The sequence below is a fragment of the Actinacidiphila acidipaludis genome (genome assembly GCF_019890725.1).
Classification (GTDB): domain Bacteria; phylum Actinomycetota; class Actinomycetes; order Streptomycetales; family Streptomycetaceae; genus Actinacidiphila; species Actinacidiphila acidipaludis.
Genome location: NZ_JAINZZ010000007.1, coordinates 115,630 through 131,682, shown reverse-complemented (window position 1 = coordinate 131,682; position 16,053 = coordinate 115,630). Strand labels below are relative to the sequence as shown.

Annotated in this window: 11 protein-coding genes; 5 read left to right on the top strand and 6 right to left on the bottom strand. The window is 73.0% G+C overall.

From position 1 onward, the window contains the following. Positions 1-68 precede the first annotated feature (68 nt). The gene (locus K7862_RS08880) at positions 69-1,604 is read left to right on the top strand and encodes an alkaline phosphatase family protein (protein WP_222961899.1); all 1,536 of its coding nucleotides are present in this window, start codon (positions 69-71) and stop codon (positions 1,602-1,604) included. A 60-nt stretch (positions 1,605-1,664) separates the two neighbouring features. On the opposite strand, the gene K7862_RS08875 is transcribed toward K7862_RS08880, so the two are convergent. Then, positions 1,665-2,585, bottom strand: coding sequence for a GlxA family transcriptional regulator (locus K7862_RS08875; protein ID WP_222961898.1), 921 nt, complete (start codon positions 2,583-2,585; stop codon positions 1,665-1,667). Continuing rightward, entirely contained in the window at positions 2,582-3,280 is a 699-nt protein-coding gene (locus K7862_RS08870) for a cysteine hydrolase family protein (RefSeq protein ID WP_222961897.1), read from the bottom strand. Before K7862_RS08870 ends, K7862_RS08875 begins: the two co-directional genes overlap by 4 nt. 203 nt (positions 3,281-3,483) lie before the next feature. Here K7862_RS08870 and K7862_RS08865 point away from each other — a divergent pair, with 203 nt between their 5' ends. From K7862_RS08865 to nirD, 3 genes are read left to right on the top strand one after another with little or no spacing between them, the layout of a single operon-like run. Next, entirely contained in the window at positions 3,484-4,758 is a 1,275-nt protein-coding gene (locus K7862_RS08865; protein WP_222961896.1) for an NAD(P)/FAD-dependent oxidoreductase, read from the top strand. 2 nt (positions 4,759-4,760) lie between these two features. Then, positions 4,761-7,427, top strand: a complete 2,667-nt coding sequence (gene nirB, locus K7862_RS08860; protein ID WP_222961895.1) for a nitrite reductase large subunit NirB — start codon at positions 4,761-4,763, stop codon at positions 7,425-7,427. Beyond that, complete coding sequence (gene nirD / locus K7862_RS08855) at positions 7,424-7,816, top strand: nitrite reductase small subunit NirD (RefSeq protein ID WP_222961894.1); 393 nt, start codon at positions 7,424-7,426, stop codon at positions 7,814-7,816. Before nirB ends, nirD begins: the two co-directional genes overlap by 4 nt. A 101-nt stretch (positions 7,817-7,917) precedes the next feature. On the opposite strand, the gene K7862_RS08850 is transcribed toward nirD, so the two are convergent. Together K7862_RS08850 and K7862_RS08845 are read right to left on the bottom strand one after the other, a co-directional pair. Next, positions 7,918-9,360: a glycoside hydrolase family 10 protein gene (locus tag K7862_RS08850; RefSeq protein WP_222961893.1), complete on the bottom strand. Its 1,443-nt coding sequence runs from the start codon at positions 9,358-9,360 to the stop codon at positions 7,918-7,920. A 316-nt stretch (positions 9,361-9,676) separates the two neighbouring features. Continuing rightward, positions 9,677-10,738 (bottom strand): LacI family DNA-binding transcriptional regulator, encoded by a 1,062-nt coding sequence (locus tag K7862_RS08845; protein WP_222961892.1) that lies wholly within the window; start codon positions 10,736-10,738, stop codon positions 9,677-9,679. A gap of 145 nt (positions 10,739-10,883) precedes the next feature. Here K7862_RS08845 and K7862_RS08840 point away from each other — a divergent pair, with 145 nt between their 5' ends. After that, complete coding sequence (locus K7862_RS08840; RefSeq protein ID WP_222961891.1) at positions 10,884-11,528, top strand: PhzF family phenazine biosynthesis protein; 645 nt, start codon at positions 10,884-10,886, stop codon at positions 11,526-11,528. 170 nt (positions 11,529-11,698) lie between these two features. Here K7862_RS08840 and ppdK read toward each other — a convergent pair whose 3' ends face one another. Then, positions 11,699-14,437, bottom strand: a complete 2,739-nt coding sequence (gene ppdK / locus K7862_RS08835; RefSeq protein ID WP_222961890.1) for a pyruvate, phosphate dikinase — start codon at positions 14,435-14,437, stop codon at positions 11,699-11,701. 435 nt (positions 14,438-14,872) lie between these two features. Beyond that, the gene (dusB, locus tag K7862_RS08830) at positions 14,873-16,051 is read right to left on the bottom strand and encodes a tRNA dihydrouridine synthase DusB (RefSeq protein WP_222961889.1); all 1,179 of its coding nucleotides are present in this window, start codon (positions 16,049-16,051) and stop codon (positions 14,873-14,875) included. Between the last annotated feature and the right edge of the window lie 2 nt (positions 16,052-16,053).

The window sequence follows — 16,053 nt, the reverse complement described above, 5'->3', positions numbered from 1 at the left end:
CTGGGCCGGTTCGCGCCGGGGCCGGACGGAGTCAGGGCCCCGCACCCCGATGTTCCAGGGAGAAGTGGATGCGCCTGCCTCTCACCCGCACCCGGCTCGTGACGGCCGCCGGGACGATCGCCGCGCTCGTCGGCCTGACCACGCAGATCGCCGCCGCGCCGCCACCGGCCGGCGCGCCGGCGGCCGCCGCCCACGGCGGCCCGTCGAAGATCAAGCACGTCGTCGAAGTCATGCTGGAGAACCACTCGTTCGACAACCTCTTCGGCTCCTTCCCGGGGGCCGACGGCATCCCGGCCGGCACCACGCTGCAGAACCCCAAGGCCACGTACGACTCCGCCCCCGGCGTCAGCCCGGTCTGGGCCTCGCCGAACGAGGGCGACGTCTACGCGGGCATCGACAACAGCCGTGCCGCCGTGCAGATGTCCATGGATTACGCGCCCCACCAGGGCTACCTCATGGACCACTACACGATGGTCCCGGCCAACGGCATGGCGTCCATCACCGAGTTCGGGCCGCAGTTCACCCCGAACCAGCAGTACCTCGCCGGGAACTACGCGCTGGAGGACCACAACTTCCAGCCGGCCGTCGCGCCGACCCAGCCCAACGTGATGTACGCGCTCAACGCCGACGCGCACGGCTGGATGTACAACAACCTCGACCCGGACGACACCCGGCCCTGGAACTCGATCTTCGACGAACTCGCCGACCACGGCCGCACCGGCAAGGTGTACTACGGCGTGCCGCGGTCCCACCTGACGGGCACCATCTGGGAGAAGATCGTCCCGCCGGACCTGAACGACCTGTCCACCGCTGACCGGTTCTTCGGCGACGTCGCGTCGGGCAGCCTGCCGGACTTCTCGTTCGTGCGCCCCGGCGTCGACTACAGCGGCGAGCCGGAGGAGGACCTCGGCAACCCCGACGCGTGGATCGGGCAGATCGTGGACGCGGTGGCCAAGAGCCCGTACTGGGACTCCACGGCGGTGTTCGTCACCTACGACGAGGGCGGCGGCTTCTGGGACCACGTCCCGCCGCGGCCGGTCCACCCGTTCGGCTACGGCGAGCGCACCCCCACGCTGATCGTCTCCCCGTACGTGCGCCCGGGCGTCTTCCACCAGGAGACGACGAACATGTCGATCCTGTCGTTCATGCAGAAGCAGTGGGGCCTGCCGCCGCTGAACCACCTCAACGCCCAGCAGAACGACCTCGGCGACGCGTTCGACTTCGGCCAGGCGCCGCTGCCCGCGCCGCGGATGCCGGTCGCACCGAAGGACACCCTCGCCTTCCGCGGCGGCATGGACACCTCGCACGCCCCCATCCCCAAGCAGAACGCGCCGGCGACCTTCTACCTGGAGGCGAACGGGAGCGGGCTCACCCTGGACGCGGCCGCCCAGGGGCCGGTGACCCTGACGATGATCCCCCCGAAGGGCGTCGCGGTGCCGGCGAACTTCCCCGGCACGGTCACCCTCACCGGCGGCTGGGCCTCCTTCACCACGACCTTCAGCCGTCCCGGCTTCTACCGGATCAAGGCGGAGGGCCCCGACGGCAGCGTGGGCTGGCAGACCGTCGACGTCGCCGTCACCGCCTCCACCCTCCCCACCCCCTGACCCCGCCCGACCCCCACTGATCAGGGGCGCGGGGTCCCCCAGGCTTCGCCCGGGAGGCGCCTAGGAAGAGAGGGAGCCCGCGCGCGAGCGGAGGCGACGCAGCATGCGCGCGTCCTGGAACCCCACCGCGCGGGCCGCGGACTCGACCGTCACGCCCTGGGCGATCAGATGCTCGGCCCGCTCGGTGCGCAGCTCCTGCTGGTAGCGCAGCGGCGTCAGCCCCGTCGCGGCGGCGAAGCGCCGGGTCAGCGTCCGCTCGCTGAGCCCGGCGCCGGCGGCCAGTTCGGCCAGGGCGAGGCGGTCGGTGAAGCGCGCGTCGATGACGTCCTGGGCGCGGTGCACCGCGTCGCTGACGTGCCCGCGGTGCCGCATCATCGCGCTCGCCTGCCGCTCGTCCCCGTTGCGCCGCGCGTACACCACCATCTGCCGGGCGACGCGTGCCGCGGCGCCCGGCCCGTGGCGCACGGCCACCAGGTGCAGGGCGAGGTCGATGCCGCTGGCGATGCCCGCGGAGGTGATCACCGGGCCGTCGACCACGTAGAGCACGTCCCGGACGACGGCGGCCCGCGGGTAGCGGCGGGCGAGTTCGTCCTGGACGTCGTGGTGGGTGGTGCAGCGCCGTCCGTCGAGCAGGCCGGCCCGGCCCAGGGCGTCGGCCCCCGCGCAGACGCTGGCGACGGTGCCGCCCGCAGCGTGGTGTGCCCGCAGGCGTTCCAGGGTGGCGTCGGTGAGCGGCCCGGTGCCCGCCAGGGTCGGGGACCGCCAGCCCGGCACGACGACGAGGTCGTCGCGGGTGAGCCGGGGCCACTCGGCCCCGGCCCGCAGCGGCAGGCCCTGGGCGGTGGGCACGTCCTCCTGCTCGGCCACGTACGACAGCGTGTAGCCGAGGCCCTGGTCCTCCGCGGTGGAGAACACCTGGGCGGGGCCAGCGAGGTCGAGCAGGTGCAGGCGCGGGACGAGCAGGAAGACGACGTGGGTCACGATCCGGTCAGCTCCTTGACGGTGGTGACGGTGGCGAAGCGCCCGGCGAGCGCGTACCGGGTGCGGGCGATGATGTCGGCGGGCATCAGGGTGGCGGGGTCGGCGAGGACCTCGGCGAGCGGCCGGCCGGCCGGGGCGTCGGGGTGCGCGATGGGCTCGGTCGCCGTGGCGTCCTCGACGAAGGTGACGCGGTAGCCGAGGTCGGAGGCGAGCCGGGTGGTGGTCTCCACGCACTGCTCGGTGCGGATGCCGCAGGTGATGAGGGAGCGGATGCCGCGTTCGGTGAGGATCTGCTGCAGGTTCGTGGTGGTGAAGGCGTTGTGCGAGGTCTTGGTGAGCTGCGGCTCCCCGTCGGCGGGGGCGAGCGGCGCGATGTAGCGGACGTGGCCGCCCGCCGGGTCGAAGACGGTGCCGCTGCCGGGCTCGGCGTGCAGGACCCACACCACGAGGTGGCCGTGGGCGCGGGCGTGGTCCACGAGCCGCGCGACCTGGACGGCCACCTCGGGGTCGGACGCGGCCTGCCAGCTCTCCCGCTGCCGGAACGACTCCTGGACGTCGATGACGACGAGCGCGGTGTCCGTTCCCGCTGCGGGGTCGCCCGGCCCGGCCTGGGCGGCGGGTGCGGCGTGGGTCGCGGCGGTCTGCTCGGGGGTCTGTCCGTCGGCCCGTTCGGCCGTCTGCTGCGGTGAGGTCATGGTCCGATCCTGGCTGGGCGGCACCCGCCCAGGGTAGACATGATCGTGCCCGGCAGCGGAACGATCCGGTCACCGACCAGGCGACCGCACGGCGGGAGCCCGCACGCGCTCACAGCGCGCGCTGTGCGGTGATGAGCGCAGCGTTGCCCGCGGGAAACGGCGGTGATCCGGCCGGGTAACAGCGGCCGCGCACCCTCGTGGGCATGGACATCGTGGTGATCGGCGGCGGGATGGCGGGGACGCGCCTGGCCCAGCAGCTCGCGCCCTGCGACGCCGTGCGGGTCACCGTGATCGGCGAGGAGAGCCACGCGCCGTACAACCGCGTGCTGCTCGCCGAGGTGCTGGCCGGGCGGTACGGGCCCGAGCTGATCGCCCTGCCGGGCGGCGGCGCCGTGCCGGGACCGCCCCGCCGGGCGGTGCGGCTGGACCGGGCGCGGCGGCGGGTCGTCTGCGACGACGGGCACGAGACGGCGTACGACCGGCTGGTCCTGGCAACCGGCTCCAACCCCGTCCTGCCGCCGCTGCGCGGCCTGTTCACCGTGGAGTCCGGCGAACTGCCCACCGGCGTGCACGCGTTCCGCACGATGGACGACTGCCTGGCTCTGGCAGCGGCGGCGGGTCCCGGCACGCGTGCCGTGGTCGTCGGCGGCGGCCTGCTCGGGGTGTCCGCGGCGCAGGCGCTGGCGGCACGCGGCAGCCAGGTGGTGCTCGCCCAGCAGGCCGAGCACCTCATGGAACGCCATCTCGACGCGGCGGCCGCGCGGTTGCTGCACCAGCATCTGGAGAGCCAGGGCGTGGAGGTGCACACCGCGTGCCGGGTGCGCGGGATACGCACGCAGCCGGACGACGGAACCGCGGGCCGACGCGTGCGGGCGGTGGAACTGGCCGACGGCTACCGCCTGGAGGCCGATCTGGTGGTGCTGGCCTGCGGCGTGCGTCCCCGTGTCGGCCTGGCGCTGGCCGCGGGGCTCACCGTGGACCGCGGGATCGTCGTCGACGACCGGCTGCGCACCGGCGACCCGGCCGTCTTCGCGATCGGCGACTGCGCGCAGCACGACGGCGTGGTGCACGGCCTGGCGGGCGCGGCCCGCGACCAGGCGGACGTCCTGGCACGGGTGCTCGCCGCCGAGGCCGCCGGCGCCCCGGCGGACGAGCCGCCACGCTACGACGGCACCCGGGCGCTGACCCGGCTGACCCTGCACGGCGGGCGGGCCGCCCCGGGCGCCGGGCCGCGCGGGCCCTTCGACCTGGCGGCCTTCGGCGATCCCGTCCCGGCCGCCGGCGACGACGTGCTGCAACTCGCCGACGCCACCCGGGGCGCGTACCGCAAGGTCGTGGTCCGCGGCGACCGGCTGGTCGGCGGCATCCTGCTCGGCGACCTCGCCGCCGTCGGCGCGGTCGCCCGCACCTGGGAGGGCGACGAGGCGCTGCCCGCCGCCCCCCTGATCCATCTGCTCACCAACGACGGAGGTCTCTGAGCATGACGACGCCAACCCCCGCCAGTACCAGTGCCTTCGACCTGACCGCCGAGCAGCCCCAGCCCGGGCCGGTCCTGTGCCCGGCCGATCACCCGGCCGTCCCGCGCCCGGTGATCGTGCTCGTCGGCCACGGCATGGTCGGCCAGCGCTTCCTGGAGGCGCTGGCCGAGCACGGGGTGACCGAACGGGCCCGGGTCGTCGTCCTGTGCGAGGAACCGCGGCCCGCGTACGACCGGGTGCACCTGACCTCGTACTTCTCGGAGGGCGCGAGCCCCGAGTCGCTGTCGCTGGTCGGGGACGGCTTCATGGCGCGGCACGGCGTCGAGCTGCACGTCGGCGACCCGGCCGTGGCGGTGGACCGCGACTCCCGCACGGTGACAGCCCGTTCGGGCCTGAGCGTCCGGTACGACGTCCTGGTGCTGGCCACCGGCTCCTACCCGTTCGTGCCGCCGGTGCCCGGCAAGGACGCCGAGGGCTGCTTCGTCTACCGCACGATCGAGGACGTGCTGGCGATCGAGAGGTACGCCCGGGGCGTCGGCACCGGCGCGGTGGTCGGCGGCGGGCTGCTCGGGCTGGAGGCGGCCGGTGCGCTCCGGGGCCTCGGACTCGACACGCACGTCGTGGAGTTCGCGCCCCGGCTGATGCCGGTGCAGGTCGACGAGGGCGGCGGCGCGGCGCTGCGGCGCAGCGTCGAGGGCCTGGGCGTCACCGTGCACACCGGCGTCGGGACGCAGGAGATCACCACCGACGGCGCCGGCCGGGTCGACGGCATGGCGCTGTCGGACGGCTCGCACCTGCCCGCCGGCATGGTGGTGTTCTCGGCGGGCGTCCGGCCCCGGGACGACCTGGCAAGGGCCTGCGGCCTGGACGTCGGCGAGCGCGGCGGCATCGTGGTCGACGCGTCCTGCCGCACCTCCGACCCCGCGGTCTTCGCGATCGGCGAGTGCGCGCTGGCCGCCGACGGCCGGGTGTACGGCCTCGTGGCGCCGGGCAACGAGATGGCCGAGACCGCCGCGCGGACCATCGCGGGCCCCGGCGGCCAGGACGGCGGCTTCACCGGCGCCGACACCTCCACGAAGCTGAAGCTGCTGGGTGTGGACGTGGCCAGCTTCGGCGACGCCCACGGCACCGCCGACGGCGCCCTGGACGTGCTGTACTCCGACTCGCGCTCGGGCGTGTACCGCAAGCTGGTGGTGGGCGCGGACGGCACGCTGCTGGGCGGTGTGCTGGTCGGCGACGTCGAGTCGTACGGGGTGCTGCGCCCGCTGACCGGCACGGTGCCCCCGGTCGCGCCCGAGCACCTGGTGCTGCCGGCCGGCGCGGGCGCGCCGGTCTCCCTGGGCCCCACCGCGCTGCCGGACGACGCGGTGATCTGCAGCTGCCACAACGTCACCAAGGGCGCGATCCGCGGCGCGGTCACCGACCACGCGTGCACCGGCGTGGCCGAGGTGAAGAAGTGCACCAAGGCCGGGACGGGCTGCGGCAGTTGCCTGAAGGTGCTGGGGCAGCTCGTGGACGCGGAGCTGGAGGCCGGTGGCGTCGCGGTCGACAAGGGACTGTGCGCCTGCTTCGCGCAGACCCGCGCGGAGCTCTACGAGATCGTGCTGGCGCTGCGGCTGACGTCCTACCGTGAACTGCTGGACGCCCACGGGCGGCCCGAAGCCCGCGGCGGCGAGGGCTGCGAGGTGTGCAAGCCCGCGGTGGCCTCGATCCTGGCGTCGCTGGCCCCGGCGATCGGCGGCAGCGTGCACGTGCTGGACGGCGAACAGGCCGCGCTGCAGGACACCAACGACCGTTTCCTCGCCAACATGCAGAAGAACGGCTCCTATTCGATCGTGCCGCGGATCCCCGGCGGGGAGATCACCCCGGAGAAGCTCATCGTGATCGGCGAGGTGGCCCGTGACTTCGGCCTCTACACGAAGATCACCGGCGGGCAGCGGATCGACCTGTTCGGCGCGCGGGTGGAACAGCTCCCGGTGATCTGGGCCCGGCTGGTCGACGCCGGCTTCGAGTCCGGGCACGCCTACGGCAAGGCGCTGCGGACCGTGAAGTCCTGTGTGGGGTCGACCTGGTGCCGGTTCGGCGTGCAGGACAGCGTGCGGATGGCCATCGACCTGGAGCTGCGCTACCGGGGCCTGCGCGCGCCGCACAAGCTGAAGTCGGCGGTCTCCGGCTGCGCCCGGGAGTGCGCCGAGGCGCAGAGCAAGGACTTCGGGGTGATCGCGACCGCGAGCGGCTGGAACCTGTACGTCGGCGGCAACGGCGGGGCCACGCCGCGCCACGGCGACCTGCTGGCCAAGGACCTCTCGGACGCCGAACTGGTGCGGCTGATCGACCGGTTCCTGATGTTCTACATCCGCACCGCCGACCGGCTGGAGCGCACCAGCGTGTGGCTGGAGCGGATCGCGGGCGGCCTGGAGCACGTCCGGGACGTGGTCGTGCACGACAGCCTGGGCATCTGCGACGAGCTGGAGGCCCTGATGGCCGCGCACGTCGCCGGCTACCGCGACGAGTGGGCGGACACCCTCGGCGACCCCGAGCGGCTGAGCCGCTTCGTGTCCTTCGTCAACGCGCCCGGCACCCCCGACCCCACCGTCCGCTTCGTTCCCGAACGTGACCAGATCCGGCCGGAGCCGCTGCCGGCCCGCACAGAAACGGTGACCGCATGACCGCCATCACTGACCTCGCGCCCGCCTCTCCGGTCGCCGCGCGGACCGCTCCCGAGACCCGCGCCGGGACGGTCGAACTCCTCACGCCCGCAGGCTGGTTCGCGGTGTGCGGGACCGATGCCCTGCAACCCGGGCACGGGGTGGCCGCGCTGCTGCCCGGTGGCGCGCAGGCCGCGGTCTTCAAGGACAGCACCGGACGGCTGTACGCGATCGGCAACGTGGACCCGTTCACCGGCGCGGGCGTCCTGTGCCACGGCCTGACGGGTTCGGCGGGCGGGGAGCCGTACGTCGCCTCGCCGCTGCTCAAGCAGCGGTTCGCGCTGGCGGACGGGCGGTGCCTGGACGACGACGAGGTGACCGTCGCCAGCTATCCGCTGCGGGTCCGCTGAGACGGCACCGCCCCCGTCGCGGGCCGCCCACCGCTGCGGGGGCGCCTGCCGGGACATCCCCTCCGATGTCCCGGCAGGCGCGTCGGGGGCGGGCCGCCGGATCAACTGACGCTGCAGGCGGCCCCGTTCAGCGTGAAACCGGCCGGAGCGGGATTGGCTCCCGACCAGTCGGCGTTGAACCCGAAGCTCGTCGAACCGCCCGCCGGGATGGCGGCGTTGTAGGAGAGGTTTGTCGCCGTGTAGCCGGTGCCGGACCTGGTCACCGTCGCGTTCCACGCCTGGGTCACGGTCTGGGTGCCCGAGGACTGCGTCCACTTCAGGGTCCAGCCGTCGACCGCGGCCGAACCGCCGTTCCTGACGGTGATGTTCGCGGTGAAGCCGGTGTTCCACTGGTTGACGCCGTAGGTCACCGCGCAGCCGGAACCGCCGGGCGGCGTGGTGGGCGGTGTGGTCGGAGGCGTGGTGGGAGGTGTGGTCGGAGGCGTCGTGGTGGTGCCGCCGAGCGCCGTCTGGATCGCGGTGTACGCCGGCTTCGGCTGGTAGTTCTCGTCGTACGGGGTGGCCGCGCCCTGCCCGGGGAAGGTGCTGGGCACCCAGGAGGTGGCGTCGGTGAAGCCCCAGACCGTGACGCCCTTGCAGCGGGAGACGCCCAGGCAGTCGTTCATCACCGTGGTGTAGTCGGCCGCCTGCTGCTGGAGCTTGGTCGCGTCGGACGGCAGCTGCATCCGCACGTCGAGCTCGGTGACCGCGACGTCCACGCCGAGGTCGGCGAAGCGCTGCAGGTTCGCCTTGAAGTCGGACGGCACCTGGCCGAGGATGAAGTGCGCCTGGAAGCCCACGCCGTCGATCGGCACGCCCTGCGCCTTCAGCGACTTGACCAGGTTGTACATCGCGTTGCTCTTCGCGTTCTGGCCCTCGATGTTGTAGTCGTTGATGTAGAGCTTGGCGCCCGGGTCGGCGGCGTGCGCGGCGGTGAGGGCGTCGGCGATGTACGACGAACCGAGCTGGTTGTACCAGAGGTCGGAGCGGAAGGTGCCGTCCTCGTTGAACGGCTCGTTGACGACGTCCCAGTGGACGACCTCGCCCTTGAAGTGCGTGACCTCGTCGGTCACGTGCTTGATCATGATGGCGTGCAGGTCGCCGTTGCTGAAGCTGCCCGAGGTCAGCCAGTTGGGCAGCTGGCTGTGCCACACCAGGTTGTGGCCGCGGACCTGCATGTCGTGGGCCTGGGCGAAGGCGACGATCTGGTCGGCCGGTCCCCAGTTGTAGGTGCCGCGGGTCGGCTCGACCGACTCCCACTTCATCTCGTTGCCGGGGGTGACCGAGTCGAACTGGGCGGCGGCGATGGACCCCGAGGTGCCGGTGAGTTCGTTCTGCATCAGGGCCGTGCCCATGTAGACGCCCTTGGCGGCGGCCAGGTCCCGCAGCGGGGTGCCCGCCGCCTGCGCGGAGGGGATGGTCAGCGACACGACCGCGGCCGCGGCGGCCAGCAGGGCGACGCCGGACCCGCCGAGGGCGGATCTCAGGGTGCGCTTCGAGAACATCGGGAAGTACCTCTCTCCAAGTGGGGGATTGGATCGGGCAGTTCGGCCGAGCGGGAGATGCGGGGGCGAGCGGGCCGGCCCGCGGGGCCGGAGGGGCGCCACCGGGGAGCGGTCGTCGAACGTTTCGCGGGTCGTTCCGATCAGCGGCGAGACCCTAGTGTCACCCCTCCCGAGCGTCAACAGTTTCGACAGACAGTGCAGGCCAGGGCGCGGGAGCGCTCCCATGAACCGGGCGGACCGGACACGGACCGGACACGGACCAGACGCGGTCCGGGTCCGCGTGCGGGCCGGGCCGGGCCGGGCCGGAAGGGGTAGGTCAGCCGTCCTGCCGGGGCGCCGCGCTGCTGGCCCGCTCCACGAGCCGGGTCGCCAGGTCCACCCGCAGCGTGCTCGGCTGGTGGCCACGGCTGAGGTCGAGCACGAGCTGGGCGGCGGCCTCGGCCATTTCCGTCAGCGGCTGGCGCACCGTGGTCAGCGGCGGGCTGATCCAGCGGGCCAGCGGCAGGTCGTCGAAGCCGACCACGCTCAGGTCGCGCGGAATGCGCAGGCCGAGTTCGCGGGCCGCCTCGTACAGGCCGAGGGCCTGGAGGTCGTTGCCCGTGAAGACGGCGGTGGGGCGGTCCGGCATCCGCAGCAGTTCCAGGCCCTTGGTGTAGCCGGCCTCGTGGTGGAAGTCGCCGGCCTTGACCAGTGCGGGGTCGTAGGCGACGCCCGCGGTCTCCAGGGCGGCGCGGTAGCCGTCGATGCGGGCGCGGCTGCACATGATGCCGGCCGGGCCGCCGATGACGCCGATCCTGCGGTGCCCGAGTTCGAGCAGGTGCCGGGTGGCGGCGAGACCGCCCTGCCAGTTGGTGGCGCCGATCGCGGGCACGTCCTCGCCGGGGTCGCCCGCGGGGTCGAGCACCACGAACGGGATGTCCCGGCTGGTGAGTTGGGCGCGCTGGGCCGGGTCGAGGCCGGACAGCACGAGGATCACGCCGGTCGGCCTGCGGGCCAGCACGCCGTCCACCCAGGTCTGGCCGGGGCTCAGCCGGCCCGCGGACTCCGAGAGCACCACGCTCAGGCCCTCCTGCCGGGCCACGTTCTCCACACCGCGGATGACCTCCATCGCCCAGGAGCTCTCCAGCTCGTGGAAGACCAGGTCGAGCAGGGGCGCAGGCTGCACGCTGCCGCGTCGCCGCTGGTAGCCGTGGGCGCGGAGCAGCTCCTCGACCCGGCTGCGGGTCGCGGGGGCGACGTCGCCGCGGCCGTTGAGGACCTTCGAAACAGTCGGTGCCGAGACGCCGGCGGCCCGGGCGATCTCGGCAAGCGTGGCCGTGCCATCGGTCGGGATTTCCGGCTGGTCATCGCGGGGCTGCTGCACGCTGGGGGCACTCATGCCTGCGATCGTAGCCGCAGCGGCGGGTTCTGTCCGATGCCGGTAAGGCCCGGAGGGTGTCCATCAGCGACTTTCTACCATTCGGCAACCTGAGCGAAACATTCGCGACCGAGAGTCAACACGGAGCGGGTGGTTGAATGCCGCCATGACCGACGTCGAGGTGTTGCGCGTGTTCACCGGTCCCGGCGGAGCCGGGGGCAACCTGCTGGGCGTCGTGCGCGACGGCGCCTCGGTGCCGCCCGCGGACCGGCAGGCCCTGGCGGCCGAGCTCGGCTACAGCGAGACGGTGTTCGTCGACGATCCGGGACAGGGGCGTGTGCGGATCTTCACCCCCAGCGTGGAACTGCCGTTCGCCGGGCACCCGCTGGTGGGCGTCGCCTCGCTGCTCGGCGTGAGCGTGCTGCGGCCGCCGGCCGGCGAGGTGCCCACCTGGACCGGCGCCGACGGTGTGGTGTGGATCCGTGGCCGCGCCGCCTGGGCCCCCGGGCGCCTGATGGAGCGGTACGACTCCCCCGCCGCCGTGGACGCCCTGCCCGCGCCGCCGCCCGGCGAGGGCTGGCTCTACGCCTGGGCGTGGTCCGACGAGGCCGCCGGTGCGGTGCGCGCCCGCGCCTTCCCGCGGCGCGGGGACGCCATCGTGGAGGACGAGGCGACGGGGGCCGCCGCCACGGTCCTCACCGCCCTCCTCGGCCGCCCCCTGACCATCCACCAGGGCGCCGCGTCCCGCATCCTGACCCGCCCCGGCCCGGACGCCACCGTCGACGTCGGCGGCCACGTCCTCCCCGCCTGACCGCATCGCGCCCGGCCGGCAAGGTCCGGGCACGAGGAGCCGGGGGCGGCGTCTCCGCACGAAACGCCGCCCCCGGCGGTGGAGGGCCGGGTCCCTGGCCGCCGGCCGGTGAGGGTCGGCCCCAGGGCAAGGGCCTCCGCCGGCGGTCCGGGCCCGGCCCGGTCAGATGGTCAACGGGTGTCCGCCGGTGCGGACTTCGCCGCCGCCCGCCCGGCCTCCAGGCGGGCGACCGGGATGCGGAACGGGGAGCAGGACACGTAGTCCAGGCCCACTTCGTGGAAGAAGTGCACCGACTCCGGGTCACCGCCGTGCTCGCCGCAGACGCCGAGCTTCAGGTCGGGTCGGGTCGCCCGGCCGTCTGCGGCAGCAGCGCGGACCAGTGAGCCCACGCCGTCCTTGTCGATGGTCTCGAAGGGCGAAACCCCGAAAATCCCCTTCTCCAGGTACGCGGTGAAGAAGGACGCCTCCACGTCGTCGCGCGAGAAGCCCCACACCGTCTGGGTCAGGTCGTTGGTGCCGAAGGAGAAGAACTCCGCGGCCTCCGCGATCTGCCCGGCGGTCAGCGCCGCCCTGGGCAGCTCGATCATCGTGCCGATGGCCAGCCGCAGCCGCGTTCCCGTCGCGGCCTCCACCTCGGCGATGACCTGGTCGGCCTCGTCCCGCACGATCTCCAGCTCCTGCACGGTGCCGACCAGCGGGATCATGATCTCCGCCCGCGGGTCGCCCTTGGCCGCCATCCGGTGCGCGGCCGCCTCCGCGATCGCCCGGACCTGCATGGCGAACAGCCCGGGGATCACCAGGCCGAGGCGCACCCCGCGCAGGCCCAGCATCGGGTTGGCCTCGTGCAGCTTGTGCACCGCCTGCAGCAGCCGCAGGTCGTTCTCGTTGGCGTCCTTGCGGGACTCGGCGAGCGCCACCCGCACCGACAACTCGGTGATGTCGGGCAGGAACTCGTGCAGCGGCGGGTCCAGCAGCCGTACGGTGACCGGCAGTCCGTCCATCGCCTCGAAGAGCTCGACGAAGTCGTCGCGCTGCAGCGGCAGGAGGGCGCCGAGCGCCTGGTCGCGCTCGGTGTCGGTGTCGGCGAGGATGAGCCGCTCGACCATCTCCCGGCGCTCGCCGAGGAACATGTGCTCGGTGCGGCACAGTCCGATGCCCTGGGCCCCGAAGCGCCGGGCCCGCGAGGCGTCCTCGGCGTTGTCGGCGTTGGCCCGCACCCGCAGCCGGCGGACCCGGTCGGCGTAGGCCATGATCCGGTGCACGGCCCGCACGAGTTCGTCGGCCTCGTCGGCGCCCGCGTGCATGCGGCCCTCGAAGTACTCCACGACCGGCGACGGCACCACGGGGACCTCGCCGAGGTACACCTTGCCGGAGGAGCCGTCGATGGAGACCAGGTCGCCCTCCTCTATCACCACGGGCTTGCCGTCGGGGCCGGTGGCGGTCAGCCGGCGCCGCTTGGTGTCGACCTCCAGTTCCTCCGCGCCGCACACGCAGGTCTTGCCCATGCCGCGGGCGACGACGGCGGCGTGCGAGGTCTTGCCGCCGCGGGAGGTGAGGATGCCCTCGGCGGCGATCATGCCGTTGAGGTCGTCGGGGTTGGTCTCGCGGCGGATCAGGATGACCTTCTCCCCCGAGCGCGACCACTTGACCGCCGTGTAGGAGTCGAAGACCGCCTTGCCGACGGCCGCGCCGGGCGAGGCGGCGATGCCCCAGCCGATGCGCTTGATCTGCCCGCTGTCGGTGGCCTCGTGGTCGAACCGGGGGAACATCAGCTGGGCGAGCTGCGCGCCGTTGACCCGGCGCAGCGCCTCCGCCTCGTCGATCAGGCCCTGGTCGACGAGCTGCGTGGCGATCCGGAACGCGGCGGCCGCCGTGCGCTTGCCCACCCGGGTCTGCAGCATCCACAGGTGCCCGCGCTCGATGGTGAACTCGATGTCGCACAGGTCCTTGTAGTGCGTCTCGAGGGTCTCCATGATCCGCATGAGCTGGTCGTACGACGTCTTGTCGATGGTCTCCAGCTCCGCGAGCGGCACGGTGTTGCGGATGCCGGCGACGACGTCCTCGCCCTGGGCGTTCTGCAGGTAGTCGCCGTAGACGCCCTGCTGGCCGCTGGCCGGGTCGCGGGTGAAGGCGACGCCGGTGCCGGAGTCGGGGCCGAGGTTGCCGAAGACCATCGAGCAGATGTTGACGGCGGTGCCCAGGTCGCCGGGGATGCGCTCCTGGCGGCGGTAGAGCTTGGCGCGTTCGGTGTTCCAGGAGTCGAAGACCGCGCAGACCGCGAGGTCCATCTGCTCGCGCGGCTCCTGCGGGAACTCCCGGCCGGCCTCCTTGGCGACGATCGCCTTGAAGTCGTCGACGAGCTGCCGCAGGTCGGCGGCGTCCAGGCCGAGGTCGCTGTCGGCGCCCTTGGCGCGCTTGGCGTTCTCCAGGGCCTCCTCGAACAGGTCGCCGTCCACGCCCAGCACGGTCTTGCCGAACATCTGGACCAGGCGGCGGTAGGAGTCCCAGGCGAAGCGCTCGTCACCCAGTTGCGCGGCCAGACCGGCCACGGAGGCGTCGGACAGGCCGATGTTGAGGACGGTGTCCATCATGCCGGGCATGGAGAACTTCGCGCCCGAGCGCACCGACACCAGCAGCGGGTCGTCGGCCTGGCCGAGCTTCTTGCCCATCCGCTGCTCCAGGGCGTCGAGGTGCGCACTCACCTCGTCGCGCAGGCCGGCCGGCTCGCGTCCCGACTCCAGGTACTCCTTGCAGGCCTCGGTGGTGATGGTGAACCCGGGAGGAACGGGCAGACCGAGGTTGGTCATCTCGGCGAGGTTCGCACCTTTCCCGCCGAGCAGGTCCTTCAGGTCCTTGTTGCCCTCAGTGAAGTCGTAGACGAACTTCTGCTGCTTCGGTCGCGACGGCACGGGCCTCGACTCCTCGCGTGCTGGATGCCCTGACGGCGGGGAGCGTACCCATCTCGAAGGCTCTGAAGTACGTCCATCACCACGACACACGGGTGTAACCGCCCGTCTGCCGACAGATCGAAAGTCGGCGAGTCACCCGACCGTGGTTAGCGCGCGTTCACAACTCGAACGCATTGCGGCGCTGAGCGAGATCGCGAGCGGCATCTGCACACGCTGAGTGACGATGACCGCTGCCGGATGGAGACAGCGGTCACCGCGGGAGGGCTCGGCATTCGAGAGATGGACGGCTCACATGTGCGCTCATCTGAGCGAATGCATGATCAGGCGTGGCGCGAATCACGTGCCGCCTGGACAGCGCGTCTCATATCGCGGACGTAGCGAACCTACGCAGATCACCCGCAGGAGCGGGCCGGGGCGGCGGACCGCCGGGGCGGATCAGCCGCCGGAGGTGTCCGCCTCCGCGTCCTCGCCCAGCACCGCGCACGCGTACGGGTCGTCCAGCCAGCCGTCCGGCAGCACCACGCGCTTGCCGGGGGCGGTACGGCCGCGCGGGCCGTCGGCGTGGGCGGGCCACGGCTGCTCGTGGTCGAGCTGCCCCAGCAGGTCGTCCAGTTCGGCCAGTGACGAGGCGGTGGCCAGCGACCGGCGCAGCTCGGAGCCGACCGAGAAGCCCTTGGTGTACCAGGGCACGTGCTTGCGGAAGTCGACGACGCCGCGCGACTCGTCGCCCAGCCACTGGCCGAGCAGTTCCGCGTGCCGCCGCATCACGACCGCGACCTGGCCGAAGTGCGGGGCCGCCGGGCCGGACACCGGCGTGCCGTCCGGTCCCTTCTCGAAGGCCGCCACGAGGTCGCCGAACAGCCACGGCCGCCCCAGGCAGCCGCGTCCGACGACCACGCCGTCGCAGCCGGTCCGGCGCATCATCCGCACCGCGTCCTCGGCGCACCAGATGTCGCCGTTGCCGAGCACCGGGATCTCCGGGACGTGCTCCTTCAGCCGCGCGATGGCGTCCCAGTCGGCGGTGCCGCCGTAGTGCTGGGCGGCCGTGCGGCCGTGCAGGGCCATCGCCGTGACGCCCTCGTCCACGGCGATCCGGCCCGCGTCCAGATACGTCAGATGGTCGTCGTCGATGCCCTTGCGCATCTTGATGGTGACCGGCAGCCGGCCCGCGTTGCCGACCGCCTCGCGCAGGATCGCCCGCAGCAGGTTGCGCTTGAACGGCAGCGCGGAACCGCCGCCCTTGCGGGTGACCTTGGGCACCGGGCAGCCGAAGTTGAGGTCGATGTGGTCGGCGAGGTCCTCGTCCACGATCATCCGGACGGCCTTGCCGACGGTGACCGGGTCGACGCCGTAGAGCTGGATCGAGCGCGGGGTCTCCGTCGCGTCGAAGTGGATCAGCTGCATGGTCTTCTCGTTGCGCTCGACCAGCGCGCGGGTGGTGATCATCTCGCTGACGAACAGGCCCTTGCCGCCGGAGAACTCGCGGCACAGCGTGCGGAAGGGCGCGTTGGTGATGCCCGCCATGGGCGCGAGCACCACCGGCGGCGACACGGTGTGCGGGCCGATCTCCAGGGTGCCCGCGGCAGGGCGGCTCAAGGTGGCGTCAACGGTCATGC

What these genes read in the sequence shown, in the direction of transcription:
- K7862_RS08870 (WP_222961897.1), bottom strand. Translation starts at nt 3,280, where the DNA reads ATGACCTCACCGCAGCAGACGGCCGAACGGGCCGACGGACAGACCCCC.
- K7862_RS08850 (WP_222961893.1), bottom strand. Translation starts at nt 9,360, where the DNA reads ATGTTCTCGAAGCGCACCCTGAGATCCGCCCTCGGCGGGTCCGGCGTC.
- nirD (WP_222961894.1), top strand. Translation starts at nt 7,424, where the DNA reads ATGACCGCCATCACTGACCTCGCGCCCGCCTCTCCGGTCGCCGCGCGG.
- K7862_RS08865 (WP_222961896.1), top strand. Translation starts at nt 3,484, where the DNA reads ATGGACATCGTGGTGATCGGCGGCGGGATGGCGGGGACGCGCCTGGCC.
- nirB (WP_222961895.1), top strand. Translation starts at nt 4,761, where the DNA reads ATGACGACGCCAACCCCCGCCAGTACCAGTGCCTTCGACCTGACCGCC.
- K7862_RS08840 (WP_222961891.1), top strand. Translation starts at nt 10,884, where the DNA reads ATGACCGACGTCGAGGTGTTGCGCGTGTTCACCGGTCCCGGCGGAGCC.
- dusB (WP_222961889.1), bottom strand. Translation starts at nt 16,051, where the DNA reads ATGACCGTTGACGCCACCTTGAGCCGCCCTGCCGCGGGCACCCTGGAG.
- K7862_RS08845 (WP_222961892.1), bottom strand. Translation starts at nt 10,738, where the DNA reads ATGAGTGCCCCCAGCGTGCAGCAGCCCCGCGATGACCAGCCGGAAATC.
- K7862_RS08880 (WP_222961899.1), top strand. Translation starts at nt 69, where the DNA reads ATGCGCCTGCCTCTCACCCGCACCCGGCTCGTGACGGCCGCCGGGACG.